Genomic DNA, 25,794 nt, shown 5'->3' on the forward strand with positions numbered 1-25,794 from the left:
TCTCGTCCGGCTCTCGTCCGGCTCTCGTCCGGCTCTCGTCCGGCTCTCGTCCGGCTCTCGTCCGGCTCTCGTCCGGCTCTCGTCCGGCTCTCGTCCGGCTCTCGTCCGGCTCTCGTCCGGCTCTCGTCCGGCTCTCGTCCTGAATTGTTGATCTTACCGCACTGCGGTGGCTCATGGGCCGACTTCCTTCGCAGTTCGGTGGGCATGTCGTGCGATCTTACCGAGGGTCATCCCGTGGTCGGGCTCTCCGCCGCTGGTCGGCTGCGGTCGATCTCCACCCTGTTGCGGCCCGCTCGCTTCGCCCGGTACAGGGCGATGTCGGCTGCCGCGAACAGGTGCTCCAGGTTCGCCGGGCCCGCCGCGACACCGATGCTGACCGTCGGCTCCTTGGTGATCTGGCCCAGCACCAGCCGCCAGTCGTGGCTGTGTACCGCCGCGCGGATGCGTTCGGCGACCACCGGGCCCGCGTCGCGGGACTCCTCGCTGCCGTCCACCAGCAGGACCACGAACTCGTCGCCCGCCCACCGGCAGATCAGGTCGTCGGCGCGGCACTCGCGGCGGAGCAGGTGCGCCACCTCCTGCAGCACGACGTCGCCGGCGGTGTGCCCCGCCATGTCGTTGACGTCCTTGAACCAGTCCACGTCGATCAGCACGAGCCACGGGATACGGCCGAGCGCGGCGGTGTGTTCCAGCAGCACCGGTGCGCGGCGCTCCAGGCCGAGGCGGTTGGTGAGCCCGGTAAGCGGGTCGCGCAGCGCCGCTTCGCGCGCCGCGAGTGCCATGCGCTGGGCCTGCACCGCCACCCGGCGCTGCTCCAGGGCCTGGCCCAGGCCCTCCTGCAGCACGTCGACCGCGGTGCGGCTGGCCGCGACCGTGCGGCGCAGCGCCGCCGCTTCGCCGACCGGGTCGCACAGGGCTTCGCAGATCGCGCGAGAACTGCATCATCAACATGGTGTCGCGAATCGTCTCCGCGGCGTCCAGGGCGCGGCTGGCGTAGGTGCGGGCCTCCTCCAGGTGGCCCTGGCTGCGGCGCACCACCGCCAGGACCCAGTTCGCCACCGATGACGTGAACCAGTCGTCGGCGGCCCGCCCGAGCGCCAGCGCCTCCTTGGCCGCCTGCTCGGCGGTCTCCCATTCGCCGAGACCGGCGAGCGCCCGCGCGTAGCCCGCCAGCGCCGAGCGCTTCACCTGCCCCGGCCGGGCCAGCGACTGCGACTCGTCGAACAGGTCGCGGGCCTTCGCGAACTGCTCCGCGCTGGCCACCGCCGGGCGCGTCACGGCGCGAAACACCCGCGTGTTGCCCTCCCGGCAGAGGCAGTGCGCGAGGGCTCCCGGGTCGTCGGCGTCGCGGGCGATCTGCACCGCCAGGGCCATCAGCTCCAGCGCCGGGCCGCGGTGGCCGATCGTCTCCAGCAGGTAGCCGAGCATGCTGATGGTGTGCGCGGCCGCCGAGCCCACGGGGCGGTCCACGTCCAGCTCGGTCCAGCCCTCGGCGAGCAGTTTCAGAGCCAGCGGGATGCGTTCCAGCCGCCACGCCAGGGACGCCCGGTGCACCAGCACCGTCGCCCGGTTCCACTCCGCGTCGACGTGGTTGGAACCGGCCGCGACCAGCTCGTCGAACGCCTCGCCAGCCGCCACGAAGCGGCCTGAGTCCAGGAGTAATCGCACCTGGCGGTCCTCGGCCGGGATGTGGCCGACCATCAGCGGATCATCCTGCACCGCGTCCTCGCCGGAGCCTCGTGGTGGAACCGCGTGCCGGAGCGGTCTCGTGGGACTACAGGCTACCGGTTGCGACCATGGCCGTACTTGTCGTAGTGCAGGACGTCGTCGAGCGGGAGCCGCCGCCGCCATCCGTGCCGCTCCAGATCAGGGGTGTCGGCCAGGTCCCGCACCGGCCCCACGCACAGCCACGCCACCGGACGCACCCCCGTGGGGATGCCCAGCAGTCGGCGCAGGAACTCCTCGCGGTAGAAGCTGACCCAGCCCACGCCCAGGCCCTCCGCGGTGGCGGCCAGCCACAGGTTCTGGATGGCCAGGCACACCGAGTACAGGCCGGCGTCAGCGATGGCATGGCGGCCCAGGACCTGGGGCGCACCGCGGTCGCGGTCGTAGGTGACGGCGATGCCCAGCGAGGACTCCACGATGCCCTCGACCTTGATCCGGGCGAACGTCTCGGCGCGTTCCCCGTCGAGCTGGGCGGCGAACACGCTGCGCTCGGCGAGCACGTGCTCGCGGAACGCGCGGCGGGTGTTCTCGTCGCGGACCAGGATGAAGTCCCACGGTTGGGACAGGCCGACGCTCGGGGCGCTGTGCGCGGCGGTCAGCACGCGGCGCAGCACCGGTTCGGGGATCGGCGCGCCGGTGAACTCGCTGCGTACGTCGCGCCGGCGGTTGATCACCTCGTAGAGGTCGGCGGCGGGGGCGGTGTCGGTCAACTGTTGTGCTCGTCCGGCGATCGTCATCGCAGTCCATCCTGCCGTGCCGACCCGGTCCGGCGGGAACGGGGCTCGGAAGTGCTTTCCCGTCAGGAAACGGAAAAAACACCCACGGATCGGTAGGCGTCCCGGGAGCGCGTGTCGTGCGCCCTGATCCGGCGCTCCCACCGCCGGTGACCGGAACCGGCGCACGGCGTCACTCGGCGTGACCAGGTGTGCCGGTCATCCCACCCGGGGCGGAGACGGATGTCACGCGGCCCCGCTGCGGAGGGCGGGTTCTCAGCCGCTTCTCAGGGCCGCGAGTAAGACTGTGCACATGCGCATCCTCGTCGTCGACGACGATCGTGCCGTGCGGGAGTCGCTGCGGAGGTCCTTGCAGTTCAACGGGTACCAGGTGGAACTCGCCGCGGACGGTCAACAGGCACTGGATTTCCTGGCCGGCAACCGCCCGGACGCCATGGTGCTCGACGTGATGATGCCCCGGCTGGACGGCCTGGAGGTCGCCCGGCGGCTGCGCAGCGCCGGTGACGACCTGCCGATCCTGGTGCTCACCGCGCGCGACGCCGTCTCCGACCGGGTCGCCGGGCTGGACGCCGGTGCCGACGACTACCTGCCGAAACCGTTCGCTCTGGAGGAGCTGCTCGCGCGGCTGCGCGCGCTGTTGCGCCGGGCCAGCCCGCCGGCCGGGGGGCCGGACGCGGCCCCCGCCGCGCTGTGCTTCGCCGACCTGGAGCTCGACCCGGGCACCCGCGAGGTCCGCCGCGGCGAGCGGCCGATCAGCCTCACCCGCACCGAGTTCGCCCTGCTGGAACTGCTCATGTCCCACCCCAAGCAGGTGCTCACCCGCAGCCGCCTGCTCGAGGACGTGTGGGGCTACGACTTCCCGACCTCGGGCAACGCACTCGAGGTCTACATCGGATACCTGCGCCGAAAGACCGAGGCCGAGGGCGAGTCGCGGTTGATCCACACCGTCCGCGGCGTCGGCTACGTCCTCCGCGAGACACCGCCGTGACAGTTCCCGCTCCACCATCTCCCGATCTGCACAGAACCCCGCCACGAGGGCGGTTGCAGCGCGTGTCGCTGCGCAACCGCGTCACCTGGCTGGCCGCCATCTGCGTGGCGGGGGCCGTCGCGCTCGTGTCCGTCGCGGCGTTCATCACCGTGCACGACAGCCTGTATCAGCAGCTCGACGACAACCTCACCGAACGCGCCGTCGAGGCTGCCGGTGGTCCGCTGGTGCGCACCGCGGACCTGCAGCAGGTGCCGGTGGCGTTCTTCAACGCCTCGAACTTCAGGATCAGCATGCTGTCCGCGGACGGCACCGAGGTGGGCCCCGGCGGGCAGCGCCCGCCGCTGAGCTACGCCGAGCTCGCGGTGGCGCGCGGGGAATCGGTGCGGTCACTGCGCACCGACCAGGCCACCAACAGCCGGGTGGTCGCGGTGCCGGCCGGTCCGAACACCGCGCTGGTGATGTCCACCTCGCTGCACCCCACCCAGCGCACGTTGGCGCAGCTCAGCGTGGTTCTGGTGGTGATGGGCGGGGCGGGCATCCTGCTCGCCGCGGCTGCCGGGACCGCGGTGGCGCGGGCCGGGCTGCGGCCGGTGCAGCGGCTCACCGCCGCCACCGAGCGAGTCGCGCTCACCGGTGACCTACGGCCGATCCCGGTCGGCGGCGACGACGAGCTGGCCCGGTTGACCGCCAGCTTCAACGGCATGCTCAGCGCGCTGGCCGAGTCGCAGGAGCGGCAGCGGCGGCTGGTGGCCGACGCCGGGCACGAGCTGCGCACCCCGCTGACGTCGCTGCGCACCAACCTGGAACTGCTGATGGCCTCGTCCCGGCCGGACGCCCCGAAGTTGTCCGAACAGGACCGCGAGGAGATGTTCGCCGATGTCCAGGCCCAGATCACCGAGCTGTCCGCGCTGGTCGGCGACCTGGTGGAGCTGGCCAGGGAGGATGCCCCGCAGGCGGTGCACGAGCCGGTCGACCTCGTCGACGTGGTGGAGCGGGCGCTGAGCCGGGCCCGGCGGCGGGCCTCGGGCATCGAGTTCGATGTCCGCCTGCACCCGTGGGTGATGATGGGCGACGCCACCGCCCTGGAGCGCGCGGTGCTGAACCTGCTGGACAACGCGGCGAAATGGAGCCCGGACGGTGGCCGGGTGCGGCTGGAGCTGCATCCCGACCCGCGCACCGGGCACGCCGTGCTGGAGGTGGCCGACAGCGGGCCCGGCATCGCCCCCGCGGACCGGCCCTACGTGTTCGAGCGGTTCTACCGGTCCTCGGACGCGCGGACCCTGCCGGGTTCGGGGCTGGGCCTGTCGATCGTCAAGCAGGTCGCCGAGCGGCACGGCGGCTCGGTGTGGGCGGGCGAGGCCCCGGAGGGCGGTGCGCTGCTGCGGATGTCGCTGCCCGGTCACAGGCCGGACATCGAACAGCAATGAACAGCTTCTGCGGTGTGTTCGCGTCAGTAGTGCGGTTTTTGCTCGTCGGTTGGTGCGGTATTGTTGCTTTCTGTTGACTTGATGCTGGGCCGATGACATCGGGGACCACGGTGTTCACGGGAACCGTGGTCCGCCCGGGACGGCCGGACGGCTTGAGGGGGCAGCGTGCTCGCACGGCAACGCCAGGAAGTGATCCTCGACGAGGTGCGCCGCACGGGCGCGGTCCAGGTCGGTGACCTGGTACTGCGGCTGGGCGTGTCGGACATGACCATCCGCCGCGACCTCGACGCGCTGGCCCGGCGCGGCCTGGTCGAGAAGGTCTACGGCGGGGCCACCTCGACGATGGGCCGCAGTACCGACGAGCCCGGTTTCGAGGCGAAGTCGGTGCGTCAGCTCGCCGAGAAGGAGGCCATCGCGCGGCTGGCCGCCCAGCAGGTCCGGCCGGGCACCGCGATCGGGCTGTCCGCGGGCACCACCACGTGGACCCTGGCCCGCCACCTCGACGATGTCGCCGACCTCACGGTGGTGACCAACTCGGTCCGTGTCGCCGACGCGCTGCAGCAGCGCGGTCGCACCGACCGGACGGTGGTGCTCACCGGCGGCGTGCGCACCCCGTCGGACGCGCTGGTCGGCCCGGTCGCGGTGCAGTCGCTGCGCTCGCTGCACCTGGACCTGGTGTTCCTCGGCGTGCACGGGATGGCGCCGCGGGCCGGGTTCACCACCCCGAACCTGAGCGAGAGCGAGACCAACCGGGCCCTGGCCCAGGCGGCCGGGCGGCTGGTCGTGGTGGCCGACAGCTCCAAGTGGTCGACCGTCGGGCTTTCCACGATCGTCGACTTCTCCGAGGTGGACCTGGTGATCAGCGACGACGGGCTGCCGGAGGAGGCGCGGCAGGTGCTGTCCGAGCACGTCGAACTGCTGCTGGCCGACCGGCAGGACACTCGGGAGGAGCGGTGAAGCGGACGGTGCGGCGCCTGGCCGACGGCCGGGAGATCATCTACTTCGACACGGACCCGGCGACGGTTCGGGACGCCGAGGACACCCGGGACCTGCCGCCGCAGGCGCCCGCCTCGGAGATGCGGCGCGACCCGCTCACCGGCGAGTGGGTGGCGATCGCCGCGCACCGGCAGACGCGCACCTACAAGCCCCCGGCGGAGCTGTGCCCGCTGTGCCCGAGCGGTCCGGGGCGGCCCACCGAGATCCCGGAAGCCGACTATGACGTGGTGGTGTTCGAGAACCAGTTCCCGTCGTTCGCCCAGGGCATCCCCGGCCAGGAGTCCACAGTGGAGGGCATGCCGATGGTGCCCGCAGCGCCGGCCGCCGGGCGCTGCGAGGTGGTCTGCTTCACCTCCGACCACAACTCCTCGTTCGGCCAGCTCAGCCCGGCCCGGGTGCGGACCGTGGTGGACGTGTGGGCGGACCGGACGGCCGGGCTCGCCGAAACGCCCGGGGTGGAGCAGGTTTTCTGCTTCGAGAACCGCGGCGAGGAGATCGGCGTGACCCTGCACCACCCGCACGGCCAGATCTACGGCTACCCGTTCGTCACGCCGCGGACCGAGAAGATGCTGCAGGTCGCGGAGAAGTACCTGGCTCAGCATGGGCGGCACGTGCAGGGGGACGTGCTGGCCGCCGAACGCGCCGCCGGCACACGCGTGATCGTCGAGTCCGAGCACTGGACCGCCTACGTGCCCGCCGCCGCGCGGTGGCCGGTCGAGGTGCACGTCGTGCCGCACCGGCAGGTCCCGGACATCGTGGCGCTCACCGACGCCGAACGCGACGACCTCGCGGTGACCTACCTCGACGTCCTGCGCCGGCTGGACGGGCTGTACGACCGACCGCTGCCCTACATCGCCGCCTGGCACCAGGCGCCGGTGCGCACCGGCAGGGAGTTGTCCTGGCTGCACCTGGAGGTGTTCTCGGTGCTGCGCTCGGCGGACAAGCTGAAGTACCTGGCGGGATCGGAATCCGGCATGGCGGTGTGGATCAACGACGTCACCCCGGAGCAGCTGGCCGCTCGACTCGCTGCCCAGGGCTGACCGCGCATTCCGCGGTGATTCGTGCCACGCCGGTCCCGGGCAGCGGGGGTCGCACAGCCGGATCTCAGGCACTTCTCAGCTGGCTGGCGCAGAGTGGAGCCATGACCGATCACACCCCGGGAGCATCCGGCAACCAGCCGGAAGAACCGAAGTGGGCGGACGGTTCCGCCGCGGGCGCAGGCGACACGCCATCGGCCGGGGTGCCGCCTCAGCAGCCCTACCAGCAGCCGTACGCGACCCAGCAGTTCCCGCACGTGCAGCCCTGGCCGTCCCAGGCCGCGATGGTGTCGCAGCCGCGTGCCAGGCGCGGCGGTCTGGTGGCTGGGATGGCGGTCGTCGCGCTGGTCGCCGCGCTCGTCGGCGGCGGGATCGGTGGTTTCGTCGGGTACCGGCTCGGCGGTGGCGACAACTCGATCACCTCACTCGACCAGTCCCGCCCCGCGCGCAGCACCAGCACCGCGCCGCAGGGCTCGGTGCAGCAGGTCGCCGAGAAGGTGCTGCCCAGCGTCGTCCAGCTGCAGGTGCTCTCCACCCGCGGCGGCGGCGAGGGCTCCGGCATCGTGATCAGTCAGGACGGCTACATCCTCACCAACAACCACGTCGTCGAGGGCGGGCGCCGCGGTCGGATCACCGCGCTGTTCCACGACAACCGCACCGCGCCGGTGCAGGTCGTCGGGACCGACCCGAAATCCGACCTGGCGGTGGTCAAGGCCGACATCACCGGGCTGACCCCGGCCGAGCTGGGCCGCAGCGACGACCTGCCGGTCGGCGCGCCGGTGGTGGCCATCGGGTCGCCGTTCGGCCTGTCCGGTACCGTGACCAGCGGCATCATCAGCGCCAAGGACCGCCCGGTGCGGGCCGGTGGCGAGTCCGGCAGCCAGGACACCGTGCTCAACGCGCTGCAGACCGATGCCGCGATCAACCCGGGCAACTCCGGTGGCCCGCTGGTGGACATGGACGGCCGCGTGGTCGGCATCAACTCCGCGATCTACAGCCCCGGCAGCGGCCTGGAGCAGGCCGGTTCGGTGGGCCTCGGCTTCGCCATCCCGATCGACCAGGCGTCGCGCATCGCCACCGAGCTCAAGGACACCGGCTCCGCGACCCAGACCACGCTGGGCGTCATGATCACCAACGGGCCGCAGCCGGGCGCGCTGGTCCGCGATGTGGTGCCCGGCGGCCCGGCCGAGCAGGCCGGGATCCGCTCCGGCGAGCTGATCACCAAGATCGACGACCGGGCCATCCTGGAGCCGGACGCGCTGGTGGCGGCGGTGCGCTCGCACGCCCCCGGCGACCGAATCCGCGTGACCATCTCCGGTACGGGAGGAGACCGCACCGTGGACGTCACCCTGACCGGGCAGAAGGGGTGACCCGAGCGCACGGCCGAGCACCTCGGCCGTGTTCCGCGCCGACCGCACCGGTCGGGTGCGATGCAGAACTGGGAGGAACATGTCCGACAAGGCAGGTGCCGTCGTCCCGCACCGGGCGCGGCGATTGGTCGATCTCACCGGCTCGCTGGCCCTGACCGACGAACCCCTGGGCACTACGGTTACCGGCATGGAACGCAGCGCGCAGCGGTTGGGGCGGGCCCTGGTGGTCGTGGTGGACGACCGGATCGCCCAGGGCGAGCAGGACGACAACATCGGTCCGCTGGTGACCGAATTGCTGGAGGAAGCCGGTTTCATCGTCGACGGCACCGTGGCGGTGGCCGGAGAGACGGTGGACATCCGCAACGCGCTGAACACCGCGGTGATCGGCGGCGTCGACGTGGTGATCACCGTGGGTGGCACGGGCGTGTCCCCGCGCGACGTGACGCCGGACGCGACGGCCGGTGTGCTGGACCGCCCGATCCCGGGTATCGCGGAGGCCCTGCGCGCCTCCGGCCTGGCGGCCGGGGCGGTCGACGCGGGTGTCTCCCGGGGTCTGGTCGGCGTGTCCGGCAGCACCCTGGTGGTGAACCTGGCGGGTTCGCGGGCGGCGGTCCGGGACGGCATGGCCACCCTGACCCCCCTGGTGGCCCACGTGATCGAACAGCTCTCCGGCCTCGAAACCACCTGACGAGAAGGGCTGAACACCGGCGGCTTCCCACGCGGAGCCGCCGGTTTTTCGTCGGTGCCGCCCGGCACGGCGGTGGGCGACTACCGCGGTCGGATCATGCGGTGGTTGTCCGCCGTCGACGCGGCGTGATGGTGACCGGCGGCGGCGTGCGTGGAGTCGCCGCCGGTGTTCACGGGTTCTTCGGGCCCTCGGCGGGGCCGTCCTTCTTGATCAGACCTTCGACCTTGTGGCTCACGGTCTCGATCTTGTCGTGGTACTTGCCGCCCGTGGCCTTGTCCAGGCGGTCCTTGGCCGCGTCGATGCCCTTGACCGCGCTCGGCCCCGCCTTCTCGGCCAGTTCTTCGGCCTTACCTCTGGCTTGCTGCGCCAGTTCCTTGGCCTTGTCCAGGAAACCCATCTGTTGCCTCCGGTGGATTCGACACCCGGTGAGCAACGCCTGGCGCCGCTCCCGCGGACCTGACCTGCGACAACACAACTGTACCGAGGTCACAGCTCCGGCGGTGCGGTGCGGGAGAACTCAAGGCGGGTGGGGGACGATGGGGGCGTGACCCAGCACGATCGGAAGCGCGCCGAGTGGGAGCGGCGGCGCAAGCTGGCCGAGATCTTCGGCGACGTCCTGCCGGACACCACCTCCGACGACCGCGCGGAGCCCGGCGGGGACGCCGAGCGCTGGTATCGGGAGAACCGGCCCCCGCACCACGATCCGCGCTGATCCGGCCCAAACGCGGTGTGGAGCGCTGCCACCGCGGCGGCAGCGCCCGACCCGGGCGTTACTTCCGCTGGCCGTTGGCGCTGACCTTGTCGTTGTCGGTGGCCAGGCCCTTGATCGGCGGCAGGCCCTGCTCGCGGCGCAGGAGGTCGCGGATCTCCAGCAGCAGCTCGACGTCCGTCGGCTCTGCCTGGCCCTGCTCCTTGCCCTTCTTGCGGCGCTCCTGGATCTTCTTCATCGGCAGCACGAACAGGAAGTACACGACCGCGGCCGTGATGAAGAAGGTGATCACGGCGTTGATCACCGCGGCGAAGTCGATGATGGACGCCTCGTTTCCCGCGCGCAGCTGGATGCTCAGGCCGGTGACGTTCGCACCCCCGGTCGCGGCGATGATCGGTTTGATGATGCTCGTGGTGAACGAGGTGACCAGCGCGGTGAACGCGCTGCCCACCACCACCGCGACCGCCAGGTCGATCACGTTGCCGCGCATCAGGAAGTCCTTGAAGCCCTTGAGCACGCTGACAGCTCCTCTCGATGTCGCCGAAGGCTCGGATCGCTCCCGGATGGATGACGTGCCGAATCGACGGGGGGACCGGCGTGCCGGGAGCACTCAGCGGAGCGTAATGGTGACCGATTGGTCTAATGATGCTGCGGCGACTGCGGCGGCCTGCTCCCCGGGGAGCCCGACGAAGATGAGTCTGCCCTGGTCGCCGTGGTTGTCGGCGGGCTGGACGGCGAGCACCGGAACGGCCTCGGCCAGCACCGAACTATGACCTGATCGTGTGATCTTCGTGATGATGTCCACCCGCCGCCCCGGGGCCAGGAAGTCTGCGACGTCCGGATCGGCCAGCCGGATCGGCGTGGCCGCCGAACCCGCGCGGGAGGGAACGGCCGAGCCGGCGAACCGCACGTCGGTCAGCGGTTCGCCACGGCGCACGGCCTGGGTGAGCACACGGCCGTCCGCGGCGGCTGCGGCCCGCAGGACGCCGTCGGGCACGAGGTGCCGGGGAACGGCGCGCAGCTCGACGTCCGCGCCGGACAGCTGCTGGCCGGGTCGCAGATCGCGGGCGGCGACCAGGACGCTCGACTCCGGCGGGCCGTGGCGGGGTTGTACCGCCAGTCCGGCGGCCAACACCAGCAGCGCCAGCGCGGTCGCCCGGCGCAGGGCGAGCAGCCGGACACCGCGCCGGGTGGCCAGCAGCGCGCTGATGCGGTCGCGCAGCGTCGGGTCGAGTCGGTCCGGTGCCATGTCGGGCTCCCTCGTCGCAAGATCAGGACGCGACCGAAGTTAGGGAGCGTTCGGCGGCAGCGCGAGGGACCAGCGGAAATCTGTGGACAAACGGGCCCGCTGTGGATAACTCCGCGTCACCCGGCCGGGATGCGGCAACCGTCCGCGATCACGGTCCGCACACACGAGCCGCCGACCGCGCTCGGGGCGGTCGGCGAAGGTCCTGCGGCGTCAGGAAGCGGCGGCCGCGGCGGTCGAGCTGCTGCTCGACGAGTCGGAGCTGCTCGAGGAGCTGCTCGACGAAGAGCTGCTGGTCGCGCTCGACGAGGAGTTGGACGACCGGCTGTCGGTGCGGTAGAAACCGCTGCCCTTGAACACGATGCCCACGGCGTTGAACAGCTTGCGGAGACGGCCGGTGCACTTCGGGCACTCGGTGAGCGAGTCCTCGCTGAACGACTGCACCGCCTCGAAGCGGTGATCGCACTCGGTGCAGGCGTACTGGTATGTGGGCACGGCCGTGAACCTCCGACGTCTCGTCTTGGCACTCGAACTGCAAGAGTGCTAACACGATAATGCGTCAGATCGAGTGTCCAGCGCAAACACTGCTGGGTCACATGGGTAGCGACACGACCCCGCGCCCGGGTGTCACCACATCGGTCATCCGCACGTCGTGCGGCTCACCGGGCAGCTCCTCGACGAACTCGTGGTCCCGGACCACGCCCACCATCGGCGCCCCGGGCGCGGCCAGCGGCAGCGACCGGTCGTAGTGCCCGGCCCCGCGCCCCAACCGGACCCCCCGGTGGTCGACGGCCAGCGCGGGCACCAGCAGTGCGTCGGCCTTCCCGATCGCCTCCGCCCCCAGCCGCGGCCCGGCCGGTTCCAGCAGGCCGAACGTCGCAGGTCGCAGCGAGTCGGGCCCGGTGTAGTCCGACCAGTCCAGCGGACGGCCCTTGGCCACCACCGGCAGCAGCACCCGTAGCCCCGCGGCCAGCAACGCGTCCAGCAGCTCCGGCGACGCCGGCTCGCCGCCGACCGGCACGTAGGCGGTCACCGTCCGCGCGCCCCGGGAGTCGAGCCACCGCAGCACCGCCTCGCGCAGCGCCCGGTCCTCGGCCGTCCGGGTGGTTTCGTCCACATCCTGCCGCCGTCGCAGCAGCTCGCGGCGCCACTCGGACTTCGTCGTACGGGAATCCTCCAGCCAGCTCACGGCTTCACTGTAGGTTTGCCCGATAGGCTCCGGGAACATGAGCAGCCCGACGAGCACGTCCACAGCGTTCCGGACCGCCATCGTGCCCGCCGCCGGCCTGGGAACCCGGTTCCTGCCGACGACGAAAGCGGTGCCCAAGGAGTTGCTCCCGGTCGTGGACACCCCCGGGATCGAACTGGTGGCTGCCGAGGCGGCCGAGGCCGGCGCGCAACGCCTGATCATCGTGACCTCACCGGAGAAGCAGGCGGTCACCGACTACTTCCAGCCCCAACCCGAACTGGAGCGCACCCTCGCCGAGCGCGGCAAGGACGCCCTGCTGGAGAAGGTGCGCCGCGGACCGGCGCTGATCGCCGCCGAGACCGCCATCCAGGAAAAGGCGCTGGGACTCGGCCACGCCGTCGGCTGCGCCGAGGGCAACCTGACCGACGCCGACGACGCCGTCGCCGTCCTGCTGCCCGACGACCTGGTGCTGCCGCGCGGAGTGCTGACCAGGATGGCCGAGGTGCGCGCCCAGCACGGCGGCAGCGTGCTGTGCGCCTTTGACGTGCCGCGCGAGCAGATCTCCGCCTACGGCGTTTTCGACGTCACCGACACCGATGCCGACGACGTCAAGCGGGTCCGTGGCATGGTTGAGAAGCCCTCCCCGGACGAGGCCCCGTCCACCTTCGCCGCGGTCGGCCGCTATCTGCTGGACCGCGCCGTCTTCGACGCGCTGCGCCGCATCGAGCCCGGTGCCGGGGGTGAACTCCAGCTCACCGATGCCGTAGCGTTGCTGATCTCCGAAGGACACCCGGTGCACGTCGTGGTCCATCGCGGTGGGCGACACGATTTGGGAAATCCTGGCGGTTTCCTCAAAGCTGCGGTGGACTTCGCGCTGGAGGATCCCGAGTACGGGCCGGACCTGCGGGACTGGCTCGCCGAGCGGATGAGCAGGAGCTGACAGCCGCGCGTCGGCCGCAGCTCGCGCACGCGTGGAAGAGGTCGACAGCCATGAGGTCAGTGGACGAGCAGCTGGCGCGCGTACTCAGGGCGGCCGTCCGGCCCGCGCCGGTCCGGGTGGCGATCTCGGAGGCACAGGGCTTGTTGTGCGCCGAGGAGGTCGTCGCCGAGCAGGCGCTGCCCGGGTTCGACCAGGCCGCGGTGGACGGCTACGCGGTGCGCAGCGTCGACGTGCAGTCGGCCGTCAACGAGTCGACCGTGCTGCCGGTGGTCGGGGAGATCACCGCCGGGTCCCGTCAGCCGCGCCGGTTGCAGCCGGGCCAGGCGGTGCGGGTGGAGACCGGCGCCCCGTTGCCGACGTTGGCCGACGCGGTGGTGCCGCTGGAGTACACCGACGAGCACCCGGCGAAGGTCACGGTGCACCAGCCGGTGCCGTCGGCGGCGTTCGTCCGCCGCACCGGCGAGGACGTGCAGCCCGGTGACGTGGCGGTCCGCCGCGGCTCGCCGATCGGCTCGGCGCAGGTCGGCCTGCTGGCCGCGGTGGGTCGAGACAAGGTGCTGGTGCACCCGCGGCCGCGGGTGTCGGTGATCTCCGTGGGCGACGAGCTGGTCGACGTCGACCGCACGCCCGGGCAGGGCCAGGTCTACGACGTCAACTCCTACGCACTGGCCGCCGCCGCCCGCGACGCCGGTGCCGAGGTGACCCGGGTGGGCATCGTCAGCAGCGACCCGCGCCGGTTGCGCGAGGTGGTCGAGGGGCGGCTGCTGCTGTCGGAGATCGTGGTGATCGCCGGCGGGGCCGGTGGCGCGGCCGGCAGGGAAATCCGCGCGGCGCTGGCCGATCTCGGCGAGCTCGACATGACCAGGGTCGCGATGCACCCCGGCTCGGTGCAGGGCTTCGGGCTGCTGGGCCCGGACGCCATCCCGACGTTCGTGCTGCCCAGCAACCCGGTCAGCGCGCTGGTGGTCTTCGAGGTGCTGGTGCGCCCGCTGGTGCGCTCCGCCCTGGGCAAGCGCAACCCGCACCGCCGCACCGTGTCGGCGGGGCTGCTCGCGCCGATCACCTCCACCAAGGGCCGCCGCGGGTTTCTGCGCGGACAGCTGCTACGGGACCCGGACAACGACACCTACCTGGTGCAACCGCTGGGCACGTCGGGCTCGCACCTGCTCGCGTCGCTGGCGGACGCCAACTGTCTGGTGCTGGTGGACGAGGACATCACCGAGATCGCCGCGGGCGAGAACGTGCAGGTCCGCTTCCTGTCACAGCGCGCGTGACGCGATGGGGGCCACCGACGCTGAGGGCTTGCCGGTGGGGCGCCACCCGGGCTGGCCGGCTCGGCTTGGACCGCTGCTCACCGCGCGCGGCACCGTGCTGCTGCGCCCGCCGCGGCTGCGCGACGCCGGGCCCTGGAGCCAGGCCCGCCTGCGCGACCGCACGTACCTGCAGCAGTGGGAGCCCACCGCGGTCGGCGGGTGGCAGGAGCGCAACGCGCTCATGGCCTGGCCCGCGCAGTGGGCGTCGCTGCGCGGCATGGCGCGGCGCGGTCAGGCGCTGCCGTTCAGCATCACCGTGGACGGCGAGTTCGCCGGGCAGCTGACCGTCGGCAACATCGTCCGCGGTGCGCTGCGCTCCGGCTGGCTCGGCTACTGGGTCACCGAGCGGCTGGCCGGCGGCGGGGTCGCCACCGCGGCCGTGGCGCTGGCCGTCGACCACTGCTTCGGGCCGGCCGGTCTGCACCGGCTGGAGGCGACGGTGCGGCCGGAGAACCTGCGCAGCGTGCGGGTGCTGGAGAAGTCCGGATTCCGCCGCGAGGGTCTGTTTCTCCGGTACCTCGACGTGGCCGGGGCGTGGCGGGACCACTACGTCTACGCGTTGACCGTCGAGGAGGTGCCCGAGGGCGCGGTCACCGCGCTGATCCGCGCCGGGCGCGCGAGCCGACCGAGATCTTGATCACGCAGGGTCACCGCGCGCCCGGCCGGATTGGGCCGAACGGCGGTGCCGGTGACGGCGTTCGGCGGTAATCCGGCCGACACGCCGACGCTGATGTTGTGGCCGACTGCGCCGAATGTGCGGTTTTCTGGTGCTGGGGGAACCGATGTGACTCGGCGTGGCTCCGAGACAGAAGTGACATATGTGACTAGCGTGGCGATCGCAGACTTGTGCTGCCGGTGGCCAGGGGGAGGTGGCGAGGCATGCCCAGTTCGTTGATCTTCGCTGCGCTGGCCGCGGCGTGGCTGGTGGTCCTGGTTCCGATGTTCGCCCGCCGCCGCCAGGAAGTGTCCAAGACCACCGATTCCGCGCTCGCCGCCCGAGTGGTCCGGCGGGGCAGCGACCGGCGACCGGCGACGTCCGGGGCCGAGACGACCGACAGGGTGGAGGAGGCGTTCGGGATGCCTGACACCGACCGGGACGACGCAGTCGACGAGTACGAGGTGGACGGCTCGTGGCGTCGGGTGCACAGCGACGACGTGCGCGCCGGGCGCCGCTACCGGCCGGGCCGCGGCGGCTTCGACCCCGAGGCGGCCGCCCTGGCCGCCCGCGCCAAGTACGCCCGCCGCCAGCGCATCGTGGTGACCATGCTGCTCACCGCGGTGACCACCGCCCTGCTCGCCGCCCTGCTGTGGTCGGCCGCGTGGTGGCTGCACGGCGCGACCGACCTCGTCCTGGTGGGTTACCTGGTGTACCTGCGCCGCCAGGTCCGCATCGAGGAGGACGTCCGCAACCGCCGCCTGGCCCGCCTCACTGGCCAACGCTACGCGGCCGAGGACCGCGACGAGGCCGCCGAACCGGTCGACGAGTACGACGAGGACGTCGAACCCGAACTCATCGGGGAACGCCACCCCACCCGGCCCGCGGCGGCCGCGCACGCGGTGCGGGTGGAGATCGACGACGAGGACCCGATGTTCGACGAGCTGGACGAACGCACCTGGGAGCCCTACCGGCGGGCCTCCGGTGAGTAGCCCGGAAACCGAACAGGGGGGGTGGGTGCGAGTGCTGATTTTGGGCCTTGCTAAGCTGCCATCAGCACTCAGCAAGGGGCTGTAGCGCAGTTGGTAGCGCGTCTCGTTCGCATCGAGAAGGTCAGGGGTTCGATTCCCCTCAGCTCCACCAAAGAAACCTCCTTGTGTTGAGTCCCTGATGTAGGACTCAACACCGAACAGGGAAGAAGGGCCATCCGCCGAGCGGGTGGCCTTTTCGTTTGTGCCCTGCCGTTTACGGACAGTCAGACCGACGTGGACAAGGCGGGCGCTACGGCTGAGCGGACTGCGGCTCCGGCGGCGGCCGCCAGCCGTGGGTGAGCAGGGCGAAGATCGTTTCAACAGCCTCTCGGCGGTCCTGGCGGGCGCGGGCGAGAGCCGGGATCGTCAGGACGAACCGGGCGAGCGCGAGGCATTCGAGGTCGTCGTGGTCCACACCGGACTCCTCGGCGATGGCCGCGGCGAGGCTCTCGGCGTGGTGGGCCCACATGCGTTCACCGTAGGCGCGGAGTTCCGGCGTGGAGTCCACCAGGCGGTTGAACGCGGCCGCCTGCGGGTGCTCCGTGAACGGCAGCCAGATGTCGAGGAAGTACTGCCGGAGCGCGTCGAGGACGCTCTGCCCGGCGGCCCGGTTCCGGACCACGGCCACCGGCTCCGCCTCCCGCTGCTGGTCCTGGTCGAACACCAGCGCTTCCTTGCCGGTGAAGTGCTTGAATACGGTGGTGGTCGAGACGTCGGCCGCTTCGGCAACGTCCCGGATGCCCACCTGCTCGTAGCCGCGCTCCAGGAACAGCCGCAGTGCGGCGTCGGAGATGGCTTGACGGGTGGCTGCCTTCTTGCGTTCACGGCGGCTCACGGGGGCTCGGTCATGAGTGCGTATCCTAAGTGGCACCGATACAAAAGTTCACTTGTTTCACTTTTAGAACGAGTTTGCTCTGATGAGCGCATGACGTCTCCAGCACCCACAGAAGCCCGGATCAGCATCGTCGGCGGTGGGCCAGGCGGCCTCACCTGCGCCCCATCCTGCAGCGACACGGCATCGCGGCCACCGTCTACGAGCGCGATCCAGGCCCGGACGCCCGCAACCAGGGCGGCTCACTCGACCTGCACGCCGATGACGGCCAGGTCGCCCTGCGCGAGGCCGGCCTGCTCGACGAGTTCTTCGCGCTGGCCCGCCCCGAAGGGCAGGAAATGCGCTCACTGGACACGTCCGGGAAAATCCAGGCCCACCACGTCCCGGGCGCGGACGACCGGTACAAGCCCGAGATCGACCGCGGTCAGCTGCACACGCTGCTGCTCGATTCGCTTCAGCCCGGCACCGTGCGGTGGGGGCACGCCCTGGACAGGGTCAGTGGCCCTGCCGAAGGGCCGCGGACACCGCCCTTCGCCGACGGCACAACCGTGGAGACCGATCTGGTCATTGGTGCCGACGGCGCGTTCTCCCGGGTCCGTCCGGTGGTGTCCCCAGCCGTCCCGCAGCACACCGGCGTGAGCTTCCTTGAGGCATGGTTCGACGATGTGGAGAACCGCCACCCCGACCTCTCCCGACTGGTCGGCCAGGGCAGCGCCCACGCGACCGACGGCGAACGCGCCCTGTTCGCCCAGCGCAGCGGGGGCAACCACATCCGGGTCTACATCACCCAGCGGGTGCCCGTTGACTGGATCGCTGCTGCGGGCCTGACGATCGGAGACACCGCTGGCCTCCGTGCCCACCTGCTCGACCAGTTCGCCGGCTGGTCGCCCCGGATGCGCCGGCTGGTCGCCGACAACGACGGCCCCTACGTCGACCGTGACTCTGCTCGGCGACGCCGCCCACCTCATGCCCCCGCTCGGTGTCGGCGTCAACCTCGCCATGCTCGACGCCTGCGACCTTGCCCTCGCGCTCGCGCGTTCCGCCACCATCGACGAAGCCGTCCGCGCCTACGAGCACACGATGCTGCCCCGCTCCACCGAGACAGCCGCAATGCTGGAAAACCGCACGGAGGATCTGCTGTCGGAAGAAGCGCCCGAATAACGCAACTCACGTCCCAGCACCAGATTATCCAGCGCGAGCGCAGAGCCTGCTTTGTGTCCTCAGTGGATCGTTGTCGAGAGCGAGTGCAGATGGTCGAACGCTCGCTGCAGATGCGCTTCCAGACGCTCACGGCAGTCCCGTGTCGCGGAAGGCGGGGAATCTCGTGGCGGTATTCCAGGTTGAACCGGTTCGTGAAAGCTATCGGCCTTGATGCACCAACACCGTGCCCGCATCCGAGCTCCGCACCGCCACCGCCGACCTGTTCGCCGCCGCGAGTCGCGGTGAGCTGACAGCGGTCGTGCACGAGGTGCTGCCCCTGGAGCAGGCCGTTCCACCGGACAATGGCGGCAGGCGAGGTGTTCGGCAGAATCGTGCTCACGCCATCAAAGAGCCGCCTACGGGGACCCAAGTGATCGTCGTTAATGTCACCGCACCGGTCGGCACCTGTTCAGATGTGGTGGGGTGTGCGTCGGCTAGGGCTCGATGAGTCCGGTTCGGATGGCGTAGCGGGTGAGTTCGAGGCGATCTCGCAGTCCGAGTTTCTGCAGCAGGTTGGCTCGGTGCCGTTCGACCGTCTTGACACTGATGACGAGCATGTCGGCGATTTCTTTCGAGGAGTGGCCTTCGGCGACGAGTTTGAGGATTTCCTTCTCGCGACGGGTGAGGGCCCTTTCCCTCGGCTCGTCGTCGGCGGAGTACTCGAGGTAGGTGCGGATGAGTGCCCTGATCGCTCCGGGGTAGAGGAAGGGTTCGCCGCGCATGGCGGCGCGGCAGGCTTCGACCAGATCCCGGTCGGCAACGGATTTGAGGACATATCCGGAGGCCCCGGCCTTGAGTGCTTCGAACAGGTACTGCTCGTTGTCGTACATGGTCAGGATGAGGATGCGCAGATCGGGTTGCAGGCGGGAAAGCTCGCCGGCTGCCTGCAGTCCCGTGAGGCGGGGCATGGCGATGTCGAGGATGGCGAGGTCGGGTTTGTCGGTGCGGGCTTTCTCGATCGCCTCCGGGCCGTCGCCTGCCTCGGCGACGACGACCAGGTCTGGTTCGCTGTCGAGGATGAGCCGGACCCCGCGGCGGACCAGGGCGTGATCGTCAGCGAGCAGGATGCGGGTCTTCGTCGCGTCAGCCATGTGTGGATGCTTTCGTCGCTACGGGCACGTGCAGGCGGACTTCGGTCCCCCCTCCAGGGCTGGGTCCGAGGGTGAGCTCGGCGCCGATGAGCAGCGCCCGTTCCCGCATGCCCCGAATGCCGGCCCCTTCGGGAGCGCTGCCGAGTCCGCAACCGTTGTCGCGAATGCGCAGCTCCACTCCGGTCGGGCTGCGCAGCAGCGAAAGATCCAGTCGGGTGGCGTGGGCGTGCCGGACCGCGTTGGTGAGGCATTCCTGCGCGACCCGGTAGACAACCAGTTCGACGGCGTCCGTCAAGTCGGGCAGGTCGGTGTCGACGTGACAGCGGGCGGTGAGCCCGCTGTGCGGGGGGACCTCGGCGGTGAGTGACTTGAGCGCGCTGACCAGTCCGAGTTCTTCCAGAACACCGGGGCGTAGCCGACGGGCTATGCGGCGGATCTCGTCCAGGCTGCCACGGGTGGTCTCCTGCACCTGGCGCAACGCGGTCGCGACAGCGTCCGGAGCGTGGTCTGCGACCCGCTTGAGCTCGAGCAGGACCGCTGTGAGGGTTTGACCCACTTCATCGTGGAGTTCCTGGGCGATGCGGTGGCGCTCGGCCTCCTGCGCGGACAGGGCGACCGCACTGCTGGTGGCGCGCTCGGCTTCAAGCCGGTCAAGCATGGTGTTGAACGTCCTGATCAGGTCAGCGACCTCCCCATTCCCGGTGACCGCGGGGCGGGTGCCCGGGCGCAGCGGGTCGATCGTGGTCATCGCCCGGGCGAGCCGTTGCAGCGGCGCAAGCCCCACCCGCAGCAGGACGGCGTTGACGAGCAGCATCACAGCGAGCCCGGCTGCCAGGATCAGCGCCTCGGTGACGAAGAACGGGGTGGAGACGGTGGCCGGACCCCACAGGAGCAGGGCGGCGCCCGCGATGAGCACCGCGGTGTTGAGCAGAAAGAGCCGCCAGAACAGGGACACGATGCCTGGCCTCCTCGCCTGTCGCTTGTGCCCACTATCGCGCACGCTCGTGTCTCCGTCGTGCGGCCCGACACCTCCGCCTGGCCGGTGACCGCCGCGTCCACTCACCTGCGAGCGTCAGCTTGTCGGTGTCTCGATGGCCCTGTCCATCCGGGTGCTCACCCACCTCGAGTAGTGCGTAGGCCCATTGGTTGGTTTGCAGTGCATGATCACCACCCCTGGAAATGGGTGGCGTCCGGGATGGCGGCCATACGGGTGATCTGCGAGTCTTTGACCATAACCGTGCAACCACCCCGCGTCTCCTCGCGCGTCGCGCATGGCGCTGGAGAAGGAGGGAGCCGTGGTACGCATCAGCACACAGCACCCCAGGAACCCGACAGCGCAGACCATGCGAACGCGGGAACCAACCCCATCGAGCTGGCCGGAACACTCGCGACCGGCTGACTGGACCGTGCTGGTCCTCGCGCTCGCGGCAATCGGGGCCGGTCTTGTTCTCGGACACGCCTTGCTCTTCGCGGGTGGCCTCATCCTCGCGATCTCCGTCAGGCATCTCATCCGATGGCCCCACAGCCTGGCCCGGCGCCACGTGCCTCGGTCCAAGCCCTGACGGTCACCAGCCCGGGGGCCGTCAGTGGGACATACCGACGCACTGCGGACCGGAACCGGCGCCGTACCGGCCGCCGCGGAACCCGCCCACACCCGCCAGCGAAGGACCACGCCCCCTCGGCAGACCGACAGGCGCCTCACCGTGCCACTTGACCACGCCGAAGGGGCCCGTCGCCGCTGGCACCGCACATCTCGACCCTGACCGGCGGCCACGCCCCGTCACGAGCGCCCGGGAGACTCGGCAGTGACCACCGCCCTCACCATCATCGTCTTCCTGGTGGCGTTCGTGCTGATCGCTACCGAGCGTGTCCACCGCGTCGCCGCAGCGCTCGGGGGCGTCGCGGTCATGGTGGTGCTGGGCGTGGTGGATGCCCACAGCGCGTTCTTCTACGAGAAGACCGGCATCGACTGGAACGTGATCTTCCTGCTGCTGGGGATGATGATCACGGTCAGCGTGCTCAAGCACACCGGCGTCTTCGACTACCTCGCCATCTGGGCAGCCAAGAAAAGCCGCGGCAGGTCCTTCCGGCTGATGGTCATCCTGGTGCTGCTCACCGCTGTCGTCTCGGCCTTCCTCGACAGCGTCACCGTCATGCTCCTCATCGCCCCGATCACCCTCGCGGTCTGCCAACGACTCCGACTGCCGGTCGTCCCGTTCCTGATCGCCGAGGTCCTCGCCGCGAACATCGGCGGCACGGCCACCCTGATCGGCGACCCGCCGAACATCATGATCGGCAGCCGGGCAGGTCTGTCCTTCACCGACTTCCTGATCAACCTCGCACCCATCACCGTCGTTCTGCTCGCGGTGTTCATCGCGCTGTGCCGGGTGCTGTTCCGCAAGGCGTTCCTCGACGCCGAAGAACACATGGCCGAGATCATGGGGCTGGACGGCAAGGACACCATTCACGACCACCGACTGCTGCGGCGGTGCCTGCTCGTGGCCGGCGCGGTCGTGCTCGCGTTCATCCTGCACGGCCCCATCGGCATCGACCCCGCCTTCGTCGGACTGCTCGGCGCCGGCCTCATGGTGCTCGTCTCGGGCACCACCACCAGACAGTTCCTCCAGGAAGTCGACTGGTCCACCCTCGTGTTCTTCATGGGACTGTTCGTCATGGTGGGCGGACTGGTCAACGTCGGAGTGATCGACACTCTCGGCCGCGCGGCGATCAACCTGGTCGGCGACGACTACCTCCTGGCCGCGATGGGACTGCTTGTCGGGTCCGCCGTGATCGGCGGCATGATCGACACCATCCCGTTCGTGGCAACCACGATGCCCATCGTCGAGGAACTCGCGGCCACCGTCCCCGATCCCGACATCAGCCGAGCACTGTGGTGGTCACTGGCCCTCGGGGCTGACCTCGGCGGTAACACCACCGCGATCGGCGCCAGCGCCAACGTCGTCGCCATCGGCTGGGCAGCCCGCAACGAACACCCCATCAGCTTCTGGGAATTCACCAAGTACGGCCTCGTCGTCACCACGGTGACCATCGCCGTGTCCGCCCTCTACATCTGGCTCAGGTACTTCGCGCTGTAGGAAGCCATGCAGCCGCCGCAACAAAACGGCCGACCGGGTGAGGGATATCCCTGCGTTCCGCCGCCCTTCGCAACAGGGCTGCCTGTCGGGGCAGGGCCTGCGGCAGGCTCGAGGCGCCAGTGCCACCCGGTGAGCAGTGGAAGCAGGTTGATGCGCACGAACCCCAGCCAGCAGAACAGTCTGTACCTGCGCAGTTTCGGCAGGAACACCGCCGTGCTCAGCCACGGCGAGTCGGTCCCGGACGTGTTCAGGTGGGTGCCGCGGTTGCCGGGCAACAGCGTCGTACTTGCTTCGGCCAGTGCGCTGCGCGATCCGGCGATGCCGGCTGCGCTGCGCGTGGCCTGCCGCCAGGCACGCACGGCCGGACCGGTGCGGCTGTGGCTGGCTGTGCCGGGTCTGGCTGCGACCGACTGGGGGCGGCCGCTGGCCGCCGAGCTCGGCGCCGAGGTACTGGTCCCGGAGGGACCCTTGACGATTGTCCCGGACGGTTCGCTGTTCGCCGGGCGTTGGTGGCTCTTCCGGCCAGGCGGATCGGCCGTGCCGGTGGGTTCGCGGTACCCGACGCCACCGTGGGAGGCGCTGCTGCCGGAATCGTCGGGGGCGATCGCGGTGCCTGCCGGGCTGCTGGTGGGCGGAACCAAGGCCGACCACGCCGCGGCGCAGTCCGTGGCGGTGGCTCAGCAGCATCCGCGCATCCTGCTGGGGGCGGTGGCCGCCCCGGAGCAGGTCGCGACGTTGCTTGGCCAGCTGCCCTCGGAGTTACGCCTGAACTGTGAGCTCGTGCCGATGGCCCCGGAGACCCGGACGGCCGAGTGGTTCCAGAAGGTGGCCACCCTGCTCGGTGACGACGTGCTGGCCACCACCGGACCGGTGCGGCACAGTCCGGACACCGGAACCAGCGTGGTGGTGCCCGACGAGCAGGGCCGTCCGGCGTGGCGGGCGTTCGCGGCGGTGCTGCGCCACACGCCGACCGGTCAAGCCCGGGTGGTGCGGATCGGGCCGCCGCCCGACGGCTGGGAAGCCCGGTCGATGCACTACCGGCGCGAGGACCTGGACGTTGTCGCACGAGTCGTCCCGGCGGGATTGGCGCTGGTCGCCGCCGCGGAAGCGGGACAGCTCAGCGCCGCGGACCGGCTCCCGTACGAACCCGACCGGTTGACGGTGGTGATCGGTTCGACGGGCACACCCGTGTCGCGCGCGTTCGCGGATGCGCTGCGGACGCTGCTCGGAGCGCTCCCGGCGGGTTGCCTGGCGCGGCTCCGGCTGACCGTGCTCGGCACGGTGGATCCGGTCACCGCCGCGGAGCTGCGCGTGGCGGCGGCTCCGCACCCGCTGGATCTGCCGCAGGCAGCGCATCCGGTCACGGTGTCGGTTCCCCCGGCTGCCTTGGTGTCGGCTCCCCCGGCGCCGCGACCAGCCCCACCGCCGCCTCCCGCGTCCACCCGAGCGACCCGCCCGGCACCGGAGCCACCGGAGATCCATCCGCAGGCAGCGGAAGAAGCGCTCGATCAGCCGACGGAAGTGATTCCGCTGCCCACCGCGACGGAGACAACCGCGGAGCTGCCGCCCTCGCTGGTCCCCGTGACCTCGCGCAATCCATGGTTCGACGCCGACCACCACAGCACCGCCGAGGAGCAGACCGCATTCGCAGCGGCCGCTGGTACCGCCTACAACGACGCCCTGGCCGGGGTGAACAGCGCCTTGGCGCTGACCCCCGCGCTGCGCGCCGGAATCGCCGAGGGGGCGAAGGCCGACTTCGTCGCGGTGCGCCTCTACACCGGACGCACCAGGTTCGGCGCCGTCGAGGTCAACCGCGCGCTGCGCGCCGGGGACATCACGTCGCTGCGCGACTACATCGCCTGCCTCATCTCGGGTCTGCGGCGCCTTCCGGTGCACAACGGTGCCACGTTCCGCCGCACCACGAACGAGAGCTGCTATGAAGCGGGCCAGATCGTCATCGAGCCGGGATTCGTGTCGGCCTGCGGCGATGGTGCGCCGAACATCGCCGACGCTGGTGTGGACGTGGTGATCTGGTCGCGTTCGGGACGGCGGGTACGGGCACTGTCCGACGGTGAGCCGGGGGAGGTGGTGTTCGCCGCCGATACCCGGTTCAAGGTGCTCGCGGTGCCGCGGGACGGTCTGGCCGCGGTGCTGTTCCGCGAGCTGCCCCCGGACGAGCAGTCGACTGCCGACGTGCTCGACGACACCGATCAATCCGTGCTCGCCACTCTGCGGGAGATGCTCAGCAGCGGGGTGCGGCGCGTGGACGTGGACACCGAGCGGCTGGCGGTGTTCACCGAACCGATCGGTCTCGTCGCCCCGCAGCAGGCCCGGCTCACCGCCGCAGCAGTCCAGTGAGGACGGATGTATGAGGTTACGTGCCGCGGCGTTGGTCGCCGCCCTACTGACCGTGTTGACCGCACCGGTGACGAGCGCCCAGACCGGCTGCCGACCACCGTCTCCGCAGGTCAGCCACACCACGCCATGGGCGCAGCAGTTGCTACGACCGGAACGGGTGTGGGAGTTGACCCGCGGGGACGGTGTGGTGGTGGCGGTGCTCGACTCCGGTGTGGACGCTCGTACGCCCCAACTGGCGGGCTCGGTGCTACCCGGCGTGGACGTGATCACGCCGGGTGGCGGTACGGCCGACACCGACTGCTACGGCCACGGCACCTTCGTGGCGGGCATCATCGCCGCACAACCGATGCCGGGAATCGGTTTCGCCGGCGTGGCGCCGGGTGCCCGCATTCTCCCGGTCCGGGATGCCTGGGGCAGCGACGACGGATCGGCGGCCACCATGGCGCGCGGTATCCGGGTGGCGGTGGACTCCGGGGCCCGCGTCATCAACATCTCGGCGAGCACCGACTACCCGGACGAGGGCCTGCGCGCCGCGGTGGACTATGCCAAGGCGAGGGACGTGCTGATCGTGGCCGCGGCGGCCAACGACGCCCAACAGGGCAATCCGACGACGTACCCGGCGTCGTACCCGGGCGTGCTGGCGGTGGGGGCGATCGACGCCAGCGGCCGCCGAGCGGACTTCTCCCAGACCGGGCCGTTCCTGGGGTTGGTGGCGCCGGGTGTGGACGTGCAGAGCATCGGCCCCGGTGGGCCGGGCCACTGGCAGGGCGACGGCACCAGCTACGCCACGCCGTTCGTGGCGGGCACCGCCGCGCTGGTGCGGGCATACCACCCGGAGCTGACCGCACAGCAGGTGCTGGACCGGTTGCTGCGTACCGCGATCCACCCTGGAGTCTCCGTTCCGGACCCGGAGCTGGGGTGGGGCACGGTGAATCCATACGGAGCGGTTACCGCGGTCCTGCCGACCGAGCACACGGTCGGCGCGTCGGTCGCGCAACGGGTCTCGCACCCCGAGGTGCCGGAGCCGAACCCGGTGCCGCGGCGGGTCGTGCTGGTGAGCATCACCTCGGCGATCCTGCTGGTGTGCCTGGCCGCGCTGGCGGCGTACCTCGGTCCCGCGGCTTGGCGCCGGTCGCGCACCAGGGATTCGTGACCGTCAGGTCACGTCGG

General features: G+C 70.8%; 26 protein-coding genes and 1 tRNA gene. 16 read left to right on the forward strand and 11 right to left on the reverse strand.

Going from position 1 to position 25,794, the window contains the following annotated elements; genetic code table 11:
• Nucleotides 1-227 precede the first annotated feature (227 nt).
• Nucleotides 228-845 carry a GGDEF domain-containing protein gene (locus IEY17_RS25120; RefSeq protein WP_229679740.1) on the reverse strand — a complete coding sequence of 206 codons (618 nt, stop codon included), beginning with the start codon at nucleotides 843-845 and terminating at the stop codon, nucleotides 228-230.
• A gap of 936 nt (nucleotides 846-1,781) precedes the next feature.
• The gene (bluB, locus tag IEY17_RS01240; RefSeq protein WP_188984484.1) at nucleotides 1,782-2,462 is read right to left on the reverse strand and encodes a 5,6-dimethylbenzimidazole synthase; all 681 of its coding nucleotides are present in this window, start codon (nucleotides 2,460-2,462) and stop codon (nucleotides 1,782-1,784) included.
• A 289-nt stretch (nucleotides 2,463-2,751) separates the two neighbouring features.
• Between bluB and IEY17_RS01245 the strand changes: the two genes are divergently transcribed.
• From IEY17_RS01245 to IEY17_RS01270, 6 genes are all read left to right on the forward strand, one after another.
• Nucleotides 2,752-3,447: a response regulator transcription factor gene (locus IEY17_RS01245; protein WP_308423931.1), complete on the forward strand. Its 696-nt coding sequence runs from the start codon at nucleotides 2,752-2,754 to the stop codon at nucleotides 3,445-3,447.
• Nucleotides 3,444-4,874: a sensor histidine kinase gene (locus IEY17_RS01250; protein WP_188984488.1), complete on the forward strand. Its 1,431-nt coding sequence runs from the start codon at nucleotides 3,444-3,446 to the stop codon at nucleotides 4,872-4,874. Before IEY17_RS01245 ends, IEY17_RS01250 begins: the two co-directional genes overlap by 4 nt.
• Nucleotides 4,875-5,039: 165 nt before the next feature.
• Nucleotides 5,040-5,831: a DeoR/GlpR family DNA-binding transcription regulator gene (locus IEY17_RS01255; protein ID WP_188984490.1), complete on the forward strand. Its 792-nt coding sequence runs from the start codon at nucleotides 5,040-5,042 to the stop codon at nucleotides 5,829-5,831.
• Nucleotides 5,828-6,910, forward strand: coding sequence for a galactose-1-phosphate uridylyltransferase (gene galT / locus IEY17_RS01260; protein ID WP_188984492.1), 1,083 nt, complete (start codon nucleotides 5,828-5,830; stop codon nucleotides 6,908-6,910). Before IEY17_RS01255 ends, galT begins: the two co-directional genes overlap by 4 nt.
• Nucleotides 6,911-7,011: 101 nt before the next feature.
• Complete coding sequence (locus IEY17_RS01265) at nucleotides 7,012-8,277, forward strand: S1C family serine protease (RefSeq protein ID WP_229679741.1); 1,266 nt, start codon at nucleotides 7,012-7,014, stop codon at nucleotides 8,275-8,277.
• Nucleotides 8,278-8,464: 187 nt separating this feature from the next.
• Nucleotides 8,465-8,965: a MogA/MoaB family molybdenum cofactor biosynthesis protein gene (locus tag IEY17_RS01270; protein ID WP_188985292.1), complete on the forward strand. Its 501-nt coding sequence runs from the start codon at nucleotides 8,465-8,467 to the stop codon at nucleotides 8,963-8,965.
• A gap of 169 nt (nucleotides 8,966-9,134) precedes the next feature.
• On the opposite strand, the gene IEY17_RS01275 is transcribed toward IEY17_RS01270, so the two are convergent.
• Nucleotides 9,135-9,362 (reverse strand): antitoxin, encoded by a 228-nt coding sequence (locus IEY17_RS01275; RefSeq protein WP_188984494.1) that lies wholly within the window; start codon nucleotides 9,360-9,362, stop codon nucleotides 9,135-9,137.
• Between the two features lie 147 nt (nucleotides 9,363-9,509).
• Between IEY17_RS01275 and IEY17_RS01280 the strand changes: the two genes are divergently transcribed.
• Entirely contained in the window at nucleotides 9,510-9,677 is a 168-nt protein-coding gene (locus tag IEY17_RS01280) for a hypothetical protein (protein ID WP_188984496.1), read from the forward strand.
• A gap of 58 nt (nucleotides 9,678-9,735) precedes the next feature.
• Here the strand turns inward: IEY17_RS01280 and mscL are convergent, their stop codons facing one another.
• From mscL to IEY17_RS01300, 4 genes are all read right to left on the reverse strand, one after another.
• The gene (gene mscL / locus IEY17_RS01285) at nucleotides 9,736-10,191 is read right to left on the reverse strand and encodes a large conductance mechanosensitive channel protein MscL (RefSeq protein WP_188984498.1); all 456 of its coding nucleotides are present in this window, start codon (nucleotides 10,189-10,191) and stop codon (nucleotides 9,736-9,738) included.
• A gap of 93 nt (nucleotides 10,192-10,284) precedes the next feature.
• A complete protein-coding gene (locus IEY17_RS01290) occupies nucleotides 10,285-10,923 on the reverse strand; it encodes an SAF domain-containing protein (protein WP_188984500.1) in 639 nt (212 codons plus the stop codon).
• 210 nt (nucleotides 10,924-11,133) lie between these two features.
• A complete protein-coding gene (locus IEY17_RS01295; protein WP_188984502.1) occupies nucleotides 11,134-11,415 on the reverse strand; it encodes an FmdB family zinc ribbon protein in 282 nt (93 codons plus the stop codon).
• A gap of 97 nt (nucleotides 11,416-11,512) precedes the next feature.
• A complete protein-coding gene (locus tag IEY17_RS01300) occupies nucleotides 11,513-12,109 on the reverse strand; it encodes a 5-formyltetrahydrofolate cyclo-ligase (RefSeq protein ID WP_229679742.1) in 597 nt (198 codons plus the stop codon).
• 37 nt (nucleotides 12,110-12,146) lie between these two features.
• On the opposite strand from IEY17_RS01300, the gene IEY17_RS01305 reads away from it, so the two are divergent.
• From IEY17_RS01305 to IEY17_RS01325, 5 genes are all read left to right on the forward strand, one after another.
• Nucleotides 12,147-13,049, forward strand: coding sequence for a UTP--glucose-1-phosphate uridylyltransferase (locus IEY17_RS01305; RefSeq protein ID WP_188984507.1), 903 nt, complete (start codon nucleotides 12,147-12,149; stop codon nucleotides 13,047-13,049).
• A 50-nt stretch (nucleotides 13,050-13,099) separates the two neighbouring features.
• Nucleotides 13,100-14,323 (forward strand): molybdotransferase-like divisome protein Glp, encoded by a 1,224-nt coding sequence (gene glp / locus IEY17_RS01310; RefSeq protein WP_188984509.1) that lies wholly within the window; start codon nucleotides 13,100-13,102, stop codon nucleotides 14,321-14,323.
• Nucleotides 14,324-14,327: 4 nt separating this feature from the next.
• Complete coding sequence (locus IEY17_RS01315; protein ID WP_188984511.1) at nucleotides 14,328-14,999, forward strand: GNAT family N-acetyltransferase; 672 nt, start codon at nucleotides 14,328-14,330, stop codon at nucleotides 14,997-14,999.
• A gap of 242 nt (nucleotides 15,000-15,241) precedes the next feature.
• A complete protein-coding gene (gene sepX, locus IEY17_RS01320; protein ID WP_188984513.1) occupies nucleotides 15,242-16,009 on the forward strand; it encodes a divisome protein SepX/GlpR in 768 nt (255 codons plus the stop codon).
• 75 nt (nucleotides 16,010-16,084) lie between these two features.
• A tRNA-Ala gene (locus IEY17_RS01325) sits at nucleotides 16,085-16,160 on the forward strand.
• A 138-nt stretch (nucleotides 16,161-16,298) separates the two neighbouring features.
• Here IEY17_RS01325 and IEY17_RS01330 read toward each other — a convergent pair.
• The gene (locus tag IEY17_RS01330) at nucleotides 16,299-16,883 is read right to left on the reverse strand and encodes a TetR/AcrR family transcriptional regulator (protein ID WP_229679743.1); all 585 of its coding nucleotides are present in this window, start codon (nucleotides 16,881-16,883) and stop codon (nucleotides 16,299-16,301) included.
• 341 nt (nucleotides 16,884-17,224) lie between these two features.
• Nucleotides 17,225-17,740: a hypothetical protein gene (locus IEY17_RS25125; protein ID WP_229679744.1), complete on the reverse strand. Its 516-nt coding sequence runs from the start codon at nucleotides 17,738-17,740 to the stop codon at nucleotides 17,225-17,227.
• 76 nt (nucleotides 17,741-17,816) lie between these two features.
• Here IEY17_RS25125 and IEY17_RS25130 point away from each other — a divergent pair, with 76 nt between their 5' ends.
• Nucleotides 17,817-18,041 carry an FAD-dependent monooxygenase gene (locus IEY17_RS25130; protein WP_229679745.1) on the forward strand — a complete coding sequence of 75 codons (225 nt, stop codon included), beginning with the start codon at nucleotides 17,817-17,819 and terminating at the stop codon, nucleotides 18,039-18,041.
• Nucleotides 18,042-18,514: 473 nt separating this feature from the next.
• Here IEY17_RS25130 and IEY17_RS01340 read toward each other — a convergent pair whose 3' ends face one another.
• Nucleotides 18,515-19,171 carry a response regulator gene (locus IEY17_RS01340; RefSeq protein ID WP_188984515.1) on the reverse strand — a complete coding sequence of 219 codons (657 nt, stop codon included), beginning with the start codon at nucleotides 19,169-19,171 and terminating at the stop codon, nucleotides 18,515-18,517.
• Complete coding sequence (locus IEY17_RS01345) at nucleotides 19,164-20,126, reverse strand: HAMP domain-containing sensor histidine kinase (protein ID WP_188984517.1); 963 nt, start codon at nucleotides 20,124-20,126, stop codon at nucleotides 19,164-19,166. The genes IEY17_RS01340 and IEY17_RS01345 overlap by 8 nt, the downstream gene beginning before the upstream one ends.
• A gap of 850 nt (nucleotides 20,127-20,976) precedes the next feature.
• Between IEY17_RS01345 and IEY17_RS01350 the strand changes: the two genes are divergently transcribed.
• The 3 genes from IEY17_RS01350 (at nucleotide 20,977) to mycP (ending at nucleotide 25,777) form a co-directional block, all read left to right on the forward strand.
• Nucleotides 20,977-22,266, forward strand: a complete 1,290-nt coding sequence (locus IEY17_RS01350) for an ArsB/NhaD family transporter (RefSeq protein WP_188984519.1) — start codon at nucleotides 20,977-20,979, stop codon at nucleotides 22,264-22,266.
• A gap of 150 nt (nucleotides 22,267-22,416) precedes the next feature.
• Nucleotides 22,417-24,624 carry a hypothetical protein gene (locus tag IEY17_RS01355; RefSeq protein ID WP_188984522.1) on the forward strand — a complete coding sequence of 736 codons (2,208 nt, stop codon included), beginning with the start codon at nucleotides 22,417-22,419 and terminating at the stop codon, nucleotides 24,622-24,624.
• Between the two features lie 10 nt (nucleotides 24,625-24,634).
• On the forward strand, nucleotides 24,635-25,777 hold the full coding sequence (gene mycP, locus IEY17_RS01360) for a type VII secretion-associated serine protease mycosin (protein WP_188984524.1): 1,143 nt from the start codon (nucleotides 24,635-24,637) through the stop codon (nucleotides 25,775-25,777).
• Nucleotides 25,778-25,794 lie beyond the last annotated feature (17 nt).

Origin of the sequence: Saccharopolyspora thermophila, assembly GCF_014646075.1 — a bacterium.
GTDB classification, from domain to species: Bacteria; Actinomycetota; Actinomycetes; order Mycobacteriales; family Pseudonocardiaceae; genus Saccharopolyspora; species Saccharopolyspora thermophila.